The organism is Rhodococcus sp. USK13 (genome assembly GCF_018343855.1).
Taxonomy (GTDB): Bacteria; Actinomycetota; Actinomycetes; order Mycobacteriales; family Mycobacteriaceae; genus Rhodococcus_F; species Rhodococcus_F oxybenzonivorans.
On record NZ_CP069242.1, the window covers coordinates 7059102 to 7074500 of the forward strand.

Genomic DNA, 15399 nt, shown 5'->3' on the forward strand with positions numbered 1-15399 from the left:
CCTACATAAGGTCGTCAAATCGCTCGGGTGTAACTGGATCGGTAAGTCGACGCGCCACCTGTGCGCCTTTGTGGTAGCCAGAGGTACCAGAAAGGCGCACGGGAGGAGCACCGATGACCGAACCGCCCGGCCTGAGCACAGTGAACGAGTGGAGCGACGAGCAGGCCGTCGCCTTGCTGACCGAGTGTTGTTCGTCGACGGTGTGGGCGCGCCGGGTGGCCGCCGCGCGGCCGTTCCGGACAGCCGAAGAGCTCTATGCCCGCGCCGACGAGGTTCTCGCCGAACTCACCGAAGCCGAGATCGACGAGGCGTTGGCCGGGCATCCGCGCATCGGCGACCGCCCCGACAACGCGTCGTCGGCGCGTGAGCAGTCCGCAGTCGCTTCCGCCGACCGCGAGTTGCGGGCGAAACTTCGCGCGGGAAACGAGGAGTACGAGAGAAAGTTCGGGCACGTCTACCTCGTGTGCGCGTCCGAGCGTTCCGCGCAGGAACTGCTCGACGTGCTGCACCGACGCCTCGACAACGACAGCAGCACCGAGCGCAGGGTTCTACGGGCGGAACTCGCCGCGATCAACCGGCTGCGTCTCGTACGGTTGCTGAACCACTCCATCGAAGGAGGACGTTGATGACCAGAATCCTCAGCACGCACGTGCTGGACGCAACGACCGGTGAGCCGGCAGCCGGACTGCACGTGCGACTCGAATCCCTCGAGGGTGAACCGATCGCCTCCGCGATGACCGGCGTCGACGGCCGCATCCCCGAGATCGCACCCGAGGGCCTGATTGCGGAGACGTATTGCCTCGTGTTCGACACCGGTGACTATTTCGGTCGGCGCGGCCAGGACACCTTCTACCCGGTGGTGACCGTCACCTTCGAGTTGAGATATCCCCAGCGTGGCTACCACGTTCCGTTGTTGTTGTCCCCCTACGGCTATTCCACCTATCGCGGGAGCTGAACGTGAGTAATCCGAACAACGGCCCCCACCTCGGGGGCAAGATCGTCCTGGGTAAGAACCAGTATGGGAAGGCCGAGAACCGGATCGTCCGAATCTACCGCGACACCCCTCGGCACGAGATCCGGGACGTGAGCGTCTCCACCTGTCTCCGAGGTGACTTCTCCGCCGCTCACCTCGAGGGTGATCAGAGCACCGTGCTGCCCACGGATAGTCAGAAGCAGACCGCCTTCTCCTACGCGAAGGAGAAGGGACTCGATTCCATCGAGGAGTACGGACTGGCGTTGGCGCGGCATTTCGTGAACGACGTCCAACCTGTCGAGGGCGCGCGCATCGAGATCGAGGAGTACTCGTGGGCGCGGGCCGTGGTCGAGGGTGCCGAGCACGATCACACCTGGGTGCGGAAGGGCGAGGAGGTGCGTACCGCGGCCGTCACGGTCGACGCCGAAGGAACATGGGTGGTCGGGGGCCTGAAGGATCTGGTGATTCTCAAATCCACGGGTAGCGAGTTCTTCGGGTTCCTGAAGGACGAGTACACCGTCCTCGAAGAGACCCACGACCGGGTGATGGCCACGTCACTCGTCGTGCAATGGCGGTTTGTCACCACCGAGGTCGACTGGAACAGCGTGTACACCGACATCAAGGAACAGATTGTGTCCACATTCGCGACGGTGCATTCGTTGGCCCTGCAGCAGACACTCTACGAAATCGGCAAGGCAGTCCTCGAGCGCTGTCCCTTGCTCGCGGAGGTGCGTCTGTCTGCGCCCAACAAGCACCACTTCGCGCACGACCTCGGGCGCTTCGGTGTGGAGAACGACAACGAGGTGTTCCACGCCGCCGACCGCCCCTACGGCCTGATCCAGGCGACGGTCCAGCGTTCCGACGCTCCGGACCCCGGGCCGGCGTGGTCTGCCTACGCAGGTTGGCTGAGTTGACGCCGACCGGCCCCCCGAGGAATTGCTCGTCGACGGGCGCACGGTGGTCGAGCGTGGGAGGGTGACACCGTGGACCTCTCGTTCGTCACCGACATCGCCACACCGCGCACGCGCGCGGAACTTCCCGTGCCGGAACCGGGATCGGCGTACCTGGCCGGCGGAACCTGGTTGTACTCGGAACCGCAACCGGGCCTCACCCACCTGGTAGATCTCACTACCCTGGGCTGGCAGGCAGTCACGGTGCAGCCCGACGAGCTCGAGGTGGCCGCCACGTGCACCATCGAAACGCTCTGCCACACCGCATATCCCGATCAATGGAACGGAACCAGCCTGTTCCGTCCGTGCGCCGAAGCACTCGTCGCGTCGTGGAAGATCTGGCACACCGCCACCGTCGGGGGAAATCTCGCGCTCGGACTGCCGGCAGGCGCCATGATCACCGCATGCTGCGCACTCGACGCCGAGGTGCTGCTCTGGGCGCCCGACGGGAGCGAACGGCGAATCCCGGTGCTCGACTTCGTTACCGGCGCCGGGTGCACCTTGCTGAATCCAGGCGAACTGATCCGCAGCATTCATTTCCCGGGATCGGCACTCCGGAGCCGCACGACGCTCCGCAAGATCGCCTATTCACCGCTCGGCCGGTCCGGCGCACTCCTGGCGGGACGACTCGGACCGGACGGATTCACGCTCGCCGTCACCGCGTCGACCCTACGCCCGTTCGTACTGCGCTTCCCCGACGTTCCCGACTTTCACGCACTCGACACTGCACTGGCGGAACATATTCCACTCGAGTCGTACTTCACGGACGCACACGGTGTCGCCGACTGGCGGCGCCACGTCACCGCCGTCCTCGCGGAGGAGATCAGGGAGGAACTGGCATGAAGTTCACCGTCGACGGGCAGCCGGTGAACGCCGACCCGCGGCCCGGTCAGTGCCTGCGCACGCTGTTGCGGGACCACGAGATTTTCGCGGTCAAGAAGGGGTGCGACGCCGGTGATTGCGGCGCCTGCACGGTGTTGCTCGACGGTCACCCCGTGCATTCGTGCGTCATTCCGGCGCACCGTGCCGAGGGCCTCGAGGTGACGACGGCCGCGGGGCTGGGGAGCCCCGAGCGACTCCATCCCGTCCAGGAGCAGTTCGTCGCTGCGGCCGGCTTCCAGTGCGGTTTCTGCACTCCAGGAATGGTAGTTACTGCTTCTGCGCTCACCGCCGATCAACGGGCCGACCTTCCCCGCGCCCTGAAGGGAAACCTTTGCCGCTGCACGGGTTACCGCGCGATCCGGGATGCAGTCGGCGGAATCTGCACCACCGAGGACGACTCGAGCGGTCACTCCTCCGGCCGTTCGATTCCTGCCCCCGCCGCCACCCGGGTGGTATGCGGGGCCGAACCGTACACCCTCGATGTCAGGGTCCAGGGATTGCTCCACGTCCACGTCCTCGGCAGCCCGCACGCCCATGCGCGGATCACCCGCATCGACACCGCCGCGGCGGAGGGAGTGCCCGGCGTCCACGCGGTACTCACCCACCGAGACAGCCCGGACATCGCCTTCTCCACCGCACGTCACGAACTGCGCACCGACGACCCGGACGACACCTACGTCTTCGACACCGTGCTGCGGTTCGTCGGACAGCGTGTCGCGGCGGTGGTCGCCGACTCGGTCGACATTGCCCGCCGCGCAGCGGAATTGATCGACGTCGACTACGACATTCTGAAGCCTGTATTCGACCCGGACCTGGCACACCGAGCAGGCGCGCCCCTACTCCACTCCGACAAGGGCGCCGAGTCGCGCATCGCGGATCCCACCCGCAACCTGGTGGCAGAGTTACACGGTGAGGTCGGCGACCTCGAGGCGGGACTCGCGGCGGCCAGGGCGTCGGGTGCGGTGGTCGAGGGGACGTGGCAGACGCAGCGCGTGCAACACGTCCATCTGGAGACGCATTCCGCGATCGGCTGGCTCGACGACGAGGGGCGCCTGACCCTCCGGAGCAGCACTCAGGTTCCCTTCCTCGTACGCGACGAACTGGCACGACTCTTCGCGCTGGACCGTTCCGGGGTCCGGGTGTTCACCGCCCGAATCGGCGGTGGATTCGGCGCCAAACAAGAAATGCTCGTCGAGGACCTCGTTGCACTTGCGGTTTTGCGCACCGGTAAGCCCGTGCAGTATGAATTCACCCGCTCGGACCAGTTCACCACCGCGCCGTGCCGCCATCCCATGCGGGTCGCGGTGCGGGCCGGGGCCGATGGAGAAGGAAGGCTGACTGCGCTCGCCGTGGACGTGCTGTCGGACGCCGGAGCCTACGGGAATCATTCCGCGGGGGTGATGTTCCACAGCTGCGGAGAGTCCGTCGCGCTGTACCGCTCCCCCAACAAGCGGGTCGATGCCCGAGCCGTCTACACCAACAACCTGCCGTCGGGCGCCTTCCGCGGATACGGGCTCGGACAGGTCATTTTCGGTATCGAGTCGGCGTTGGACGAGCTTGCCCGAAAGCTGGGCATCGACCCCTTCGACTTCCGCCGCCGCAACGTGATCGTTCCGGGGGACGACTTCGTCGAAGCCGAGGTGGCGCACGACGACCTCACCTACGGGAGTTACGGGCTCGACCAATGTCTCGACCTCGCCGAGGCAGCCCTGCGCCGGGGCAATGGAGTTACCCCACCCAGGGGCGCGCGATGGAAAGTCGGCGAGGGCATGGCGGCGTCCATGATCGCAACCATTCCGCCGCGTGGGCACTTCGCGGAAGCGTCCTGCACTCTCGTCGCGGGCGGCCACTACGAAGTGCGGGTAGGCACCGCCGAATTCGGCAACGGAACCACGACCGTGCACGCGCAGCTCGCGGCAACCGCGCTCGGCACCACCACCGATCGAATCATCATCCGCCAGTCCGACACCGACCTCACGGGGCACGACACGGGAGCGTTCGGGTCGGCCGGAAGTGTGGTTGCCGGAAAGGCAGTCGATCAGGCGTGCAACAGTCTGCGCGCACTTCTGTCCGAAACCGCGCGCCGCATCGCCGGAGTCGCCGAGGACGCGGAATGCTCGCTGACACCGGAGGGCGTCCGGATCGGCACCCAAGTGATCGAATGGGACAAGCTCGCAGCCGAGGGCGTTCTTCGAGCCGAGGGTCGGCACGACGGCACTCCCCGCTCAGTGGTCTTCAACGTGCATGCATTCCGGGTCGCCGTCGACATGGTCACCGGTGAGGTACGAATTCTGCAGTCGGTCCAGTCCGCCGACGCAGGGACCGTCCTCAATCCGCAGCAGTGCCGTGGGCAGGTCGAGGGAGGCGTAGCTCAGGCGATCGGCAGTGCGCTGTATGAAGAGATCCGCCTCGACGGCGCCGGAACGGTCCTGGGACCTCAGCTGAGGAACTATCACATCCCTCAACTGGCCGACATTCCCGAGACCGAGGTGTATTTCGCGGACACCTACGACCAATTAGGTCCACTGGGCGCCAAATCCATGAGCGAGTCGCCGTACAACCCGGTGGCCCCGGCCTTGGCCAACGCCATTGCCGACGCCACCGGCGTTCGCTTGCGACGGTTGCCGATGACTCCGGCACGGGTGTGGCGAGAGATGACCACGGCCCATGTCGGTCACATCGAGGCCCCGTAGCCCGTCCCGGTTGTGCACTTGCAACTGTTTGTACTGTCGGGTGCTCGGTCTGTTTCGCCACGATATGGGTCGGATCGGTGGCATTGTGAGTACTGGCCGCTACTGGACGGGAGTTCATCACATGGCAACGCACATCCACCTCGGGCACATCTTCCACATCGCCGGCGCACCGACAGTGACCGAAGCCGCGGCCGCTCTCGTACCGATTCCCGACGGCGCACTGGTCCTGGACGATTCCGGGCGAATCGCGTTCTGCGGCGACCGAACCGAGATTCCGTCGGAATATGAGTCCGGCACCGTGCACGACCACCGGCCGGGGTTCTTGTTGCCGGGGTTCGTCGACACCCACATCCATTTCCCGCAGACCTACGCCGGCGACTCCTACGGCGGCGGACAACTGCTGGAATGGCTGACCCTGTGCATGTTCCCGTCGGAAACGAAGTTCGCCGATCCGGAGTTCGCGCAGCAAGCGGCCGTCGAATTCACCCAACGTCGCATCTCGGCGGGCACTACGGCCGCGATGGTATTCGGGTCGGCGTTTCCGCATGCACAGGACGCCCTATTCACCGAGACGAAGAAGGCCGGTCTTCGTATCGTCAGCGGCCGCGGCATTCAGACTGTCGGTATCGGCACCGCCCAGCCACTGATGACATCCGAAGACGATGCGATCCGGTTGACCCGCGAAGAGATCGACAAGTGGCACGGCGCGGACACCGGTGATGTCGCCACCGCACTGTTGCATGTGGCTATCGTCCCGCGGTTCTCGTTGTCGGTGACGACCGAGACCCTGAAAAACCTCGGGGAACTGTACGACGAAGTACGGGACCGTGGGGTGTATGTGCACTCGCATCTCAACGAGAACAATCGCCCGGGAACCGGAGAGGTGGACTCGACCAAAGAGGTGTACGGGGTGAATTCATACCTGGACACCTACGACGGGAAGTTTTTGCCCGGCTCCCAGGTGGGCGGGAAGAGCCTGCTGGGCCGACGTACCATCCTCGCGCACTGCGTGCACTGTCAGGATGTCGAGCTCGAACGGATGGCCGAGACCGGTACGTCCGTCTCGCACTGTCCGGTCTCGCAGCTGTTCCTGGGATCCGGAACGATGCCGTGGAAGCGGACGGTCGCCTCGGGTGTCAACATTTCCGCGGGCACAGATTTCGGCGGCGGCGACGAATGGTTGATCCCGCGGGTGCTCGGCGATGCGTTCAAAGTGCACATCAACGAACCCGGGGACGACGGAGTATCGATGCATCCGGCCGAAATGCTGTTCATCGGTACCCTCGGCGGTGCCAGAGCCTTGGACATGGAGAACCGATTCGGTAACTTCGACGTCGGTAAGGAAGCCGACTTCGTCGTCGTCGATCCGTCCGGCACCCCGGCGCTCGACGGGCTACTGCGCCACGGCATCCGCGCCGCCGACCCCGCCCTGGCCCGCGATCAGACCCTGTTCGCGCTCTTGATGGGGATACGCGATACCTCCATCGCCGAGGTCTATGTCGCGGGCCGGCGGGCCGGGCGTCCTGAGTTCTAGGCCGCTCGGTCCAGCTCGTTGGAGTCGGCAGGTTCGATCTCCTGCGCGTAGTGGAAGTGCGGGCGCCGATGACCGAGGAACGAGCCACACCACGACATCACTGCCACGTAGCGGTTCCGGAATCCGACCAGGTAGACGAGGTGGACGGCAAGCCACAGGAACCAGGCGAGTACACCGGTCAACTCGATCTTGCCGACGCGGGTGATCGCGCGGAACCGGTTGATGATCGCCATGCTGCCCTTGTCCCGATAGGTGAAGGGTGTTCCGCCGGCCCGCTTTCCGTTGATGATCGCCGCGACGTGACGGCCACCCTGCATCGCGAACGGCGACTGAGCCGGCAGGTTGTTCAGCGAAGCCATGTCGCCGATGGCATAGATGTCGTCGTAGCGGCCCACGGTGAGGTCCTCGTCGACCAGCAGTCGACCGCCGCGGCCGGTCTCACACCCGGTCCGTTCCGCGAGCACCGCCGCGAAGTCGTTGGCCTGAATGCCGGCCGACCAGATGATCGTCTCCGCCGTCAGTCGCTTCTCGAACCCGTTACCGGGCGACGACAGAGTGGCACCGTGCTCGTCGATATCGGTCACCATGGTGCCGAGGACCACCTCGACCCCTGCACGCTCGAGGGAGTCCTGCGTGTACTTGCTGAGCTTGCCGCCGAACACGGGCAGCGTCTCCCCCGCACCCTCGACGAGGGTCACGGTGACGTCCTCGGCGGTAACGTCCCGCAGCGACTTCTCGAAGTAGCGTCCCGCTAGTTCCTTGATCTGACCTGCCAGTTCGACCCCGGTGGGCCCCGCGCCGATCACGATGAAGTGGAGCAGATCCCGGCGACGTTCCGGGTCCGACGTAGTGTGCGCCTCTTCGAAGCAGCGGACGATCTGGCGGCGCAACCGGTCGGCGTCGGCGACCGTCTTGAGGGCGTACGTGACCTCGGCGAACTCGTCGCGGCCGAAGTACGCCTGACGAGCACCCGTCGCGGCGATCAGAGTGTCGTAGCCGAGGGTGTGGCGAATCCCGCCTGCCTCGTAGACCACCTCGCGCTTGTCCGGGTCGACGTCGACGACACGGCCGAGCCGGACGTCACCACTGGGATACTTGGCGAGGATGGCGCGGATGGACGGCGCGATCTCGCCGGGCGAGAGCACACCAGTGGCCACCTGGTAGAGCAGTGGCTGGAAGAGGTGCTCGGTGGTCTCGGAAATCAGCACGAACGGCGTGCCTGCCTTGCCGAGCTTCTTCGCTGCCGCGAGGGCGCCGAAACCCGATCCCACGATGACGACCTGTGTGCGATCCACCGAAAACCTCCTCTGCCAGCGTTCCTGTGCTTAGCGTTGCGTATGAGCCCACCTTATGGATCCGATGAGCCTGATTGCCAATAACCTGGGGAAATCGAAATTGTGTTATCTCGATCGCTCATAAATGCTCGTCGACGCTGTAGCCTGGGGTCATGGAGTTCCGGCAGTTGCGCTACTTCCTCGCGGTCGGTGAAGAAGGCAGTTTTTCCCGCGCGGCGGAGCGATGCTTCATCTCGCAGTCGGCAATCAGCCACCAGATAGCCAAGCTCGAGCACGAACTCGGCACGGCCCTACTCGAACGGTCCACCCGTGCGACGCGCCTGACCGCGGCCGGCGAACGCCTCATGCCGATCGCGGCAGAAATGATGAGCCTCGAGGCGCGCGCACTCTCGGTGGGACTCGACCCCCGCAATCGGCTGCGAATCAGCGCCAGCATGAGCTTCGCCACCCAAAGCTTGGAGGCGATATCCCTTGTGCGCGAGGAGTTCCCACAGCTCGACATCGAATTCGTCATCAAGGATTTCACCGACCGCATGACTGCGGTGGCGTCCGGTGATGCAGACCTGGCCCTGATCCGCGGCGGCGTCGACAGACCAGGACTCGAAACAATCGAATTCGGCCTCGAGGATCTGGTGATCGTCACCTCGGCTCAACATCCGCTGTCCAAGTTTTCGACCGTCGACCTCAGCGAACTGGCACCCTATCCGCTCCTGCTGCCGCCGCGCAGTAGTCAGGTGCTGATCCACACCGTGGTCGAGGATGCCTTCCGGCAAGTCGGGCAACGCGTGAAGCTCGGGCCCTCGATTCCCAGCGACCACACGGCCACCCTCGACGTCCTCACCACTCCCCTGTCGTGGACCGTGTTGTACGCCGACACCGCCGACGCGACTCCCCGGCGCGGGCTCAGTTTCATGCGCGAGTCGCACGACCTCCTGCGCATCCCGGTGTGCGGGGTAGTCCGCAGCGGAACGGCAACCCGCCCCGAACTCACTCACTTGTTTCGTGCCCTCGCACAGTCGATCGCAGGATCACGGGGAGCTGCCGACGCCGAATCCCCAGCCGACAGTTAGGCCGGCAGGATCGGCGCGCGACCTACTGGCCGAGAAGGAATATTCCGGTGATCAGGAGGGCGAGCACCTTCACCGACTCCAATCCGACATACACCCAGTGTGCGCGAGAGCGCGGGGCTTCTTCACCGGCAAGGATCCGGTCGGACCGACGCGTCAGCGTGGGCCGCACAACGGCCAACTGCACGACGAGCACCGCGACCGCCGCCATCGCCACGACTATGACATGGACGGGTGGGGCGTCGACGACGATCGCGGCAACCAGTGCTGCCGCCCACAGTATTTCGATGAAATTGAGGGCACGGAAGACGAGTCGACCGATACCCAGTCCCACTCGAACCGTGACCCCGGGTGCCCGGAACTTCAGCGGCGCCTCCACAAACGAGATCGCCACCACCATTCCGAGCCACACGAAGGTCACGGCGACTGCTACGGCGTGCGCGGTAGTCATCTGATGTCCTTTCCGGTGCAGTCGAACTCACCCGCCACCGAGACGGCTGCACACCCTGCTCGTGTACCGAGGTGTGCGGGTGAGGTGCCGTTCATGCCGGGGCGGCCGCCCAGCTGTCCGGGCCGAAAACCTCGTAGTGAATGTTCTCGGCCGCAACATCTTTCTCGAGCAAGGCTTCGCGCATGCCCAGCATGAAGGGCAGCGGCCCACAGAGATAGGCCCGGGTGCCGGGGGCGACCGTGATCTCCCCGAGGTCGGCTCGCCCCTTCCGCAGGTCTGCCTCGGGGCGACGCGCGCCGAGGTCCTCGTACCAGCGGTGCATGACCGCGAACGGCAGCCGCTCGACGAGTTCGGTCAACTCCGCCCGGTGGGCGTGGTTACTGGGCGAGCGGTCGGCGTGCAGCACCGAGATCGGGCGGGTGTCCTCGGTGTCGGCGAGGTGGCTGAGCATGCCCATCATCGGCGTACACCCGATGCCGGCCGAGATCAGCAGCAGCGGCGCGTCGTCGTCCTGCAGAACCAGGTCACCGAACGGGGTCGTCACGTCCAGTAGGTCATTCTCGAAAACATTGCGGTACAGGAAGTTCGACACTTCGCCCGCGGGCGAGTGCGATCCGTCCGACAGCAGCTGCCCGTCCACCCGCTTGACGGTGATCCGCCAGTCCTGGTGCGACGGAGCGGACGAGAGGCTGTACTGGCGGATCTGCCGGGCTCCATCGGAAAGGTGAACTCCCACCGACAGATACTGCCCCGGGGCGAAGGCGGGCAGGGACCCACCGTCCACCGAGGTGAGCACGAAGGAGACGGTGTCGGCGGACTCGTGACGGCGCTCACGGACACGCACCTGCCGCCAGACGTCACCGGGCGCGACCCCCGCTGCGCGGTAGAGACCGGCTTCCATCGCGATCAGGGTCTCGGCCATCGTCCAGTACACCTCGTCCCAGGCGGCGGCCACCTCCGGAGTGACAGCGTCACCGAGCACCTCGACGATGGCATCGAACAGATGGGTGTGCACGATCGCGTACTGGGCGGGCTCGATTCCCAGCGAGGCATGTTTGTTCGCGATCCGCGAGAGGATCAAATCGACGCGCGCCTGATCGGGTTCCAGCTGCAGAGCCGCGAACGCGGCGATCGCACCCGCCAACGCTTTCTGCTGACCACCCTGCTTCTGGTTGCCCCGGTTGAACAAGTCGCGTTCGAGGTCGGGGTGGGCGGCAAACATCTTGCGGTAGAACAGGCTGGTGATGTCGCCGATGGCGGCACCGACCACGGGCAGCGTGGCGCGGATGATTTCCGTGGAAGTGGGCGAGAGCATGTCATTCTCCGATCGCGGAAGAGAACTGGAAATCTGTGTCGGCCGGCCGGGGCAGTCCGAGCAGGACGGCGCGGGTCGGTGATTGGGTGAGGTCGTCGATGGTGACAGTGTCGAGCGACGCGAAGAACGCTTCCTGCGCACGGCGCAGCGCCGACCGCAGCCGGCAACCCGACCGCAGCGGACACGGCTGGGCGCCGTCGCATTCGACCACCTCCCCGTCTCCCTCGAGGCGGCGGGCGAGCCACCCGACAGAGGCGGTGCGGCCGAGTTCGGTGATGGCGAGGCCGCCCCCGCGGCCACGGCGCGCGTCGACGATGCCGAGTTCAGCGAGCCGGGTGATCACTTTTGTCGCGTGCGTGTAGGACACCGCCAATTCCTCGGCGACCTGACGGCTCCCCGGACGGTCCCCCTCTGCCGCGACGGCCAGGCGCATGACGACCCGCAAGCCGAGATCGGTGAACCGGGTGAGCTGCATGATCCGAACGTACATTAATTCGCATCTCGAATGCGATTATGTGAGTGAGGTTACCTGCCGGCTGCCGGCGACACCCGGGAAGGGAGCGAAGACGCTAAACGAGCCCGTGCCGGTCGATCCAGGTCAGCACGTGTTCGAGTACCGCGTCCGGCATCTCGAGTTGTGGGGTGTGCCCGACGCCGGGCAGTACGACGGTGTCCCACCGCGGGTTGTCGGCAGCGACCTTGCGCGCCGCGGCGACCGGAACCAGGCGGTCGCGGTCACCGTGGAGCAGGAGAACCGGTTGTTCGAGGGCGCGCATGGCCTGCAGGTAACGCTGCGGACGCGCCATCACCCGCATCAGTGAACGGCTCGCCTGCAGGAACGCGGCATCTTGCGAGGGCTGCTCGCGCCGGTACTTCGCCAGCTCGGTCGCTGCCTCGAGGACGTCCTCGGAGGCCCGTGCGGGATCGGCGAAGCACAGGTCGATGACCCGCTCGACCAGCTGACGGTCGGTCATCCGCCGGCTCGAATACTGGAGGTAACGCTCCCCGACGAAGGGCGTCATGTACATCGCGAACTGCGCAGCGATCCGCGGATGCGGCATCCGTTGCGCCGCAGGAAGCGCCGGGTCGACGAGCACGAGTGCAGCAACAGCGTCGGGGTGGGCGGACGCCTCGAACATCGAGATCATGCCGCCCATGGAATTGCCCATCAGGATCACCGGTCCACCCACCACCTCGGTGAGGAAGCGGTGAAGTACCGCCACGTTGGCGGGAATCCCCGTCTGACGTTTCCCCGCCGGGCTGAGCCCGAAACCCGGGAGATCCACCGTCAGAACCCGCGTCCGTTCCGCCAACGCCGGGGCCACCCGAACCCAGTTGAGGTGGGACCCACCGAGGCCGTGCACCATCACCACCGGCAGCGACCCTGCGTGCGGATCGCCGTACTCGACCCAGTGGACGGGTCCGTCGATGTCGATGACACTGCCCGAGCCACCCCACGACCGCGCGAACGTCTGACCGGCCGGCGAGCCGCCTCGTTTCGGATCAAGCATGCGTCCATCCCCTTCGATGCGTCGTCTCGGCGTCGCGCCTCTCGCTGTCCGGAGGCCGGTGCCGGTCAGTCTACGACCGCTGTTCCCCCAGGCCCCGGAGCCAACTTCTCGAAGGAGAAGTAGCGTGAACGCGTGCCGTACTCAGCTGCCAGTTCCGAGGACGCCGACAGCGAGCCGATCGCGGTGTCGACGGCCGAGCGGGCCGCGGTCGTTCAGCCGTGACGATCGGGGGCGTGCTGCTCGCCGCGGGGGGTGGCTCGCGGATGGGTATGACCAAGGCGCTCGTCGTCGGCGGCGACGGAGAACCGTGGCTGGGGCGTGGCGTGCGCATCCTCGCGGAGGCCGGATGCCGTCCCGTCGTCGTAGTCCTCGGCGCCCGCGCCGACGAGGCCGAGAGTCTGCTACCCGACGGCGTACCGGTGGTCGTGGGTGTGGCGAAAGACTGGCAGCGGGGCATGTCGGCGTCGCTGCGACGAGGTTTGGAGGTTGCGGAAACGTTCGGCGACGTCGACGCCGTCGTCATCACCCTCGTCGATCTGCCCGACCTGGACGCCGACGCTGTACGCCGTATCGCCTCCGTTCCGCCCGGCAGCGCACGATCCGCCTTGCGGCAAGCCCGTTACACCGACGCACCCGGACATCCCGTCCTCATCGGCCGCGACCACTGGAAAGCTCTACGCCACAGCCTCAGCGGCGACACCGGCGCGAGGCAGTACCTCGCCGCTCACGGAGCCGAGATGGTGGACTGCTCCGACCTCGGAACCGGCCGGGACGTCGATTCCCGCGATTAATTGCAGCCCCGTGGCCCTTCCCCCGTTGGTGCAACAGCGCAGCGGCAATCACCGGGAGCAGCGGCAGCCGGCGACGAGTCAGCGGCTGACTGCCTTCTTGTAACGCCGGATCGCGAACGGAACGAAGATGACGAGCAGTACCGCCGTCCATGCCAGCGAGGCGATCACGGGATTCTGCAATGGCCAGGCGTCGGGAACTGCCATGGCGGGGTTCGTGTTTCCGAACAATTCGCGCACGGCCTGGGTGAGTGCGGACACCGGGTTCCACTCCGCGATCACTTTGAGCGGTCCCGGCAGGTTGGTGGTTTCGACGAACGTGTTCGCGACGAAGGACAACGGGAAGATGACGATGAAGCTGGCATTGTTGAACACTTCGGGAGTGCGGATCCACAGCCCCACCACCGCCATCACCCACGACAACGCATAGGCGAACAGCAGCAGAAGCAGGTAGCCGAGTACGGCCTCACCCACACTCGAGTGGATACGCCATCCGATGACGAGACCCGTCAGCGACATCACCACGAGACTGACGATGTTGATCAGCACGTCGGTGGACGTCCGTCCCAGGAGAACCGCTGACGGCGCCATCGGGAGCGATCGAAACCGGTCGATGATCCCCTTCTGCACATCCTCGACCATGCCGAGTCCGGTCCACGTCGCCCCGAAGATGACCGTCTGGGTGAAAATTCCGGCGATGAGGAACTCGCGATACGACATCCCGGGAACTTCGATGGCACTTCCGAATACGTATGCGAACAGCAGCACGAACATGATCGGCGACAGCGTGGTGAAGACGATGAGGTCGGGCACCCGTTTGATCTTGATCATGTTGCGCTTGGCGATGGTGAGACCGTCGGCGAGTGCGGTGTGCATCGGGGCGGTGGTCGGTGGTGCGGTCATGGGACTTGTTCCTCCTCGGCCTCGTGCCCGGTGAGGGTCAGGAAGACGTCGTCGAGCGTGGGCCGGCGCAACCCCACATCGAATACCTTCACCCCGCGATCGGACAGCCGCCCCAGGGCCTCGACCAGTGCGTCCGAACCCCCGGACACGGGGACGGTGACCCGGCGGACGTTGTCTTCGATGGTGATCGGCCCGGCGGCCAGCGGTGTGAGTTCGTTTCGGACCACCTCGAGATCGGCACCTTCCCGGACGGTCAGTTCGATGCGCTCACCACCGACGCGATCCTTCAGCTCGTCGGCGGTCCCACGCGCGATCACGCTGCCGCGGTCGATGACGGCGATCTGATCGGCGAGCCGCTCCGCCTCCTCCATGTACTGAGTGGTGAGCAGCAGGGTGGTGCCCTTGGCCACGAGGCTGTCGATGACGTCCCACAATCCGAGCCGGGCCCGGGGATCCAGTCCGGTGGTGGGTTCGTCGAGAAAAAGAACCTCCGGTTCGGCCACCAGCGCGCCCGCCAGGTCGAGGCGGCGTCTCATGCCGCCGGAGTAACCCTTCACGGGCCGATCGCCGGCTTCCACCAGATCGAACTGTTCGAGCAACTCGCGGGCCCGGGCTTTGCTTCGCTTGGCACCGAGGTGATAGAGCCTGCCCACCATCTCGAGGTTCTCGAAACCGGTGAGGTATTCGTCGACCGCGGCGTACTGGCCGGACGCACCGATCCGCGACCGAAGAGCCCGGGCATCGTGGATGACGTCGAGACCCGCCACCCGGGCCCATCCTTCGTCCGGGACGAGAAGGGTGGTGAAGACGCGAACCGCGGTGGTCTTGCCTGCACCGTTCGGCCCCAGCAGGGCCATGACGCTGCCCGCGCGGACCGCGAGATCTACACCGCCGAGCGCGGTGACCTTTCCGTACCGTTTCACCAGCCCCTCGGCTGCGATCGCGTCGACCATCAGAACTCCCCGTTCCTCGGCGTGTGAACCCAGTGTGACTCGAGGCGCCGACAGGGTGCAGGGAATATTAGGACCCCCGCCTCC

15 protein-coding genes are annotated in these 15399 nt (G+C 65.7%); 8 read left to right on the forward strand and 7 right to left on the reverse strand.

Annotated elements, in window-relative coordinates:
• Positions 1–113 precede the first annotated feature (113 nt).
• The 6 genes from uraD (at position 114) to JQT59_RS35050 (ending at position 7032) form a co-directional block, all read left to right on the forward strand.
• The gene (gene uraD / locus JQT59_RS35025; RefSeq protein WP_213574242.1) at positions 114–626 is read left to right on the forward strand and encodes a 2-oxo-4-hydroxy-4-carboxy-5-ureidoimidazoline decarboxylase; all 513 of its coding nucleotides are present in this window, start codon (positions 114–116) and stop codon (positions 624–626) included.
• The gene (gene uraH, locus JQT59_RS35030) at positions 626–955 is read left to right on the forward strand and encodes a hydroxyisourate hydrolase (RefSeq protein WP_159919078.1); all 330 of its coding nucleotides are present in this window, start codon (positions 626–628) and stop codon (positions 953–955) included. Before uraD ends, uraH begins: the two co-directional genes overlap by 1 nt.
• 2 nt (positions 956–957) lie before the next feature.
• Positions 958–1887: a factor-independent urate hydroxylase gene (gene pucL, locus JQT59_RS35035; RefSeq protein ID WP_213574244.1), complete on the forward strand. Its 930-nt coding sequence runs from the start codon at positions 958–960 to the stop codon at positions 1885–1887.
• Positions 1888–1956: 69 nt separating this feature from the next.
• Positions 1957–2766: an FAD binding domain-containing protein gene (locus JQT59_RS35040; RefSeq protein WP_213574246.1), complete on the forward strand. Its 810-nt coding sequence runs from the start codon at positions 1957–1959 to the stop codon at positions 2764–2766.
• A complete protein-coding gene (locus tag JQT59_RS35045) occupies positions 2763–5498 on the forward strand; it encodes a molybdopterin-dependent oxidoreductase (RefSeq protein WP_213574248.1) in 2736 nt (911 codons plus the stop codon). Before JQT59_RS35040 ends, JQT59_RS35045 begins: the two co-directional genes overlap by 4 nt.
• A gap of 121 nt (positions 5499–5619) precedes the next feature.
• Positions 5620–7032: an amidohydrolase family protein gene (locus JQT59_RS35050; RefSeq protein ID WP_213574250.1), complete on the forward strand. Its 1413-nt coding sequence runs from the start codon at positions 5620–5622 to the stop codon at positions 7030–7032.
• Here JQT59_RS35050 and JQT59_RS35055 read toward each other — a convergent pair.
• Positions 7029–8327, reverse strand: coding sequence for an NAD(P)/FAD-dependent oxidoreductase (locus tag JQT59_RS35055; RefSeq protein ID WP_213574252.1), 1299 nt, complete (start codon positions 8325–8327; stop codon positions 7029–7031). The two genes, JQT59_RS35050 and JQT59_RS35055, sit on opposite strands and share 4 nt — an antisense overlap.
• A gap of 152 nt (positions 8328–8479) precedes the next feature.
• Between JQT59_RS35055 and JQT59_RS35060 the strand changes: the two genes are divergently transcribed.
• A complete protein-coding gene (locus JQT59_RS35060) occupies positions 8480–9397 on the forward strand; it encodes a LysR family transcriptional regulator (RefSeq protein ID WP_213574254.1) in 918 nt (305 codons plus the stop codon).
• Positions 9398–9419: 22 nt separating this feature from the next.
• Here the strand turns inward: JQT59_RS35060 and JQT59_RS35065 are convergent, their stop codons facing one another.
• The 4 genes from JQT59_RS35065 to JQT59_RS35080 all read right to left on the reverse strand — a co-directional run bounded on the left by JQT59_RS35065 (position 9420) and on the right by JQT59_RS35080 (position 12671).
• Positions 9420–9845 carry a hypothetical protein gene (locus JQT59_RS35065; protein WP_213574256.1) on the reverse strand — a complete coding sequence of 142 codons (426 nt, stop codon included), beginning with the start codon at positions 9843–9845 and terminating at the stop codon, positions 9420–9422.
• A 91-nt stretch (positions 9846–9936) separates the two neighbouring features.
• Positions 9937–11160, reverse strand: a complete 1224-nt coding sequence (locus JQT59_RS35070) for a globin domain-containing protein (RefSeq protein ID WP_213574258.1) — start codon at positions 11158–11160, stop codon at positions 9937–9939.
• A gap of 1 nt (position 11161) precedes the next feature.
• Positions 11162–11635 carry an RrF2 family transcriptional regulator gene (locus JQT59_RS35075; protein ID WP_159919072.1) on the reverse strand — a complete coding sequence of 158 codons (474 nt, stop codon included), beginning with the start codon at positions 11633–11635 and terminating at the stop codon, positions 11162–11164.
• 94 nt (positions 11636–11729) lie between these two features.
• Positions 11730–12671, reverse strand: a complete 942-nt coding sequence (locus JQT59_RS35080; RefSeq protein ID WP_213574260.1) for an alpha/beta fold hydrolase — start codon at positions 12669–12671, stop codon at positions 11730–11732.
• Between the two features lie 218 nt (positions 12672–12889).
• Between JQT59_RS35080 and JQT59_RS35085 the strand changes: the two genes are divergently transcribed.
• On the forward strand, positions 12890–13462 hold the full coding sequence (locus tag JQT59_RS35085) for a nucleotidyltransferase family protein (RefSeq protein ID WP_213574262.1): 573 nt from the start codon (positions 12890–12892) through the stop codon (positions 13460–13462).
• 78 nt (positions 13463–13540) lie between these two features.
• Here the strand turns inward: JQT59_RS35085 and JQT59_RS35090 are convergent, their stop codons facing one another.
• Together JQT59_RS35090 and JQT59_RS35095 are read right to left on the reverse strand one after the other, a co-directional pair.
• Positions 13541–14362, reverse strand: a complete 822-nt coding sequence (locus JQT59_RS35090; protein ID WP_374436226.1) for an ABC transporter permease — start codon at positions 14360–14362, stop codon at positions 13541–13543.
• Positions 14359–15315 carry an ATP-binding cassette domain-containing protein gene (locus JQT59_RS35095; RefSeq protein WP_213574264.1) on the reverse strand — a complete coding sequence of 319 codons (957 nt, stop codon included), beginning with the start codon at positions 15313–15315 and terminating at the stop codon, positions 14359–14361. Before JQT59_RS35095 ends, JQT59_RS35090 begins: the two co-directional genes overlap by 4 nt.
• Positions 15316–15399 lie beyond the last annotated feature (84 nt).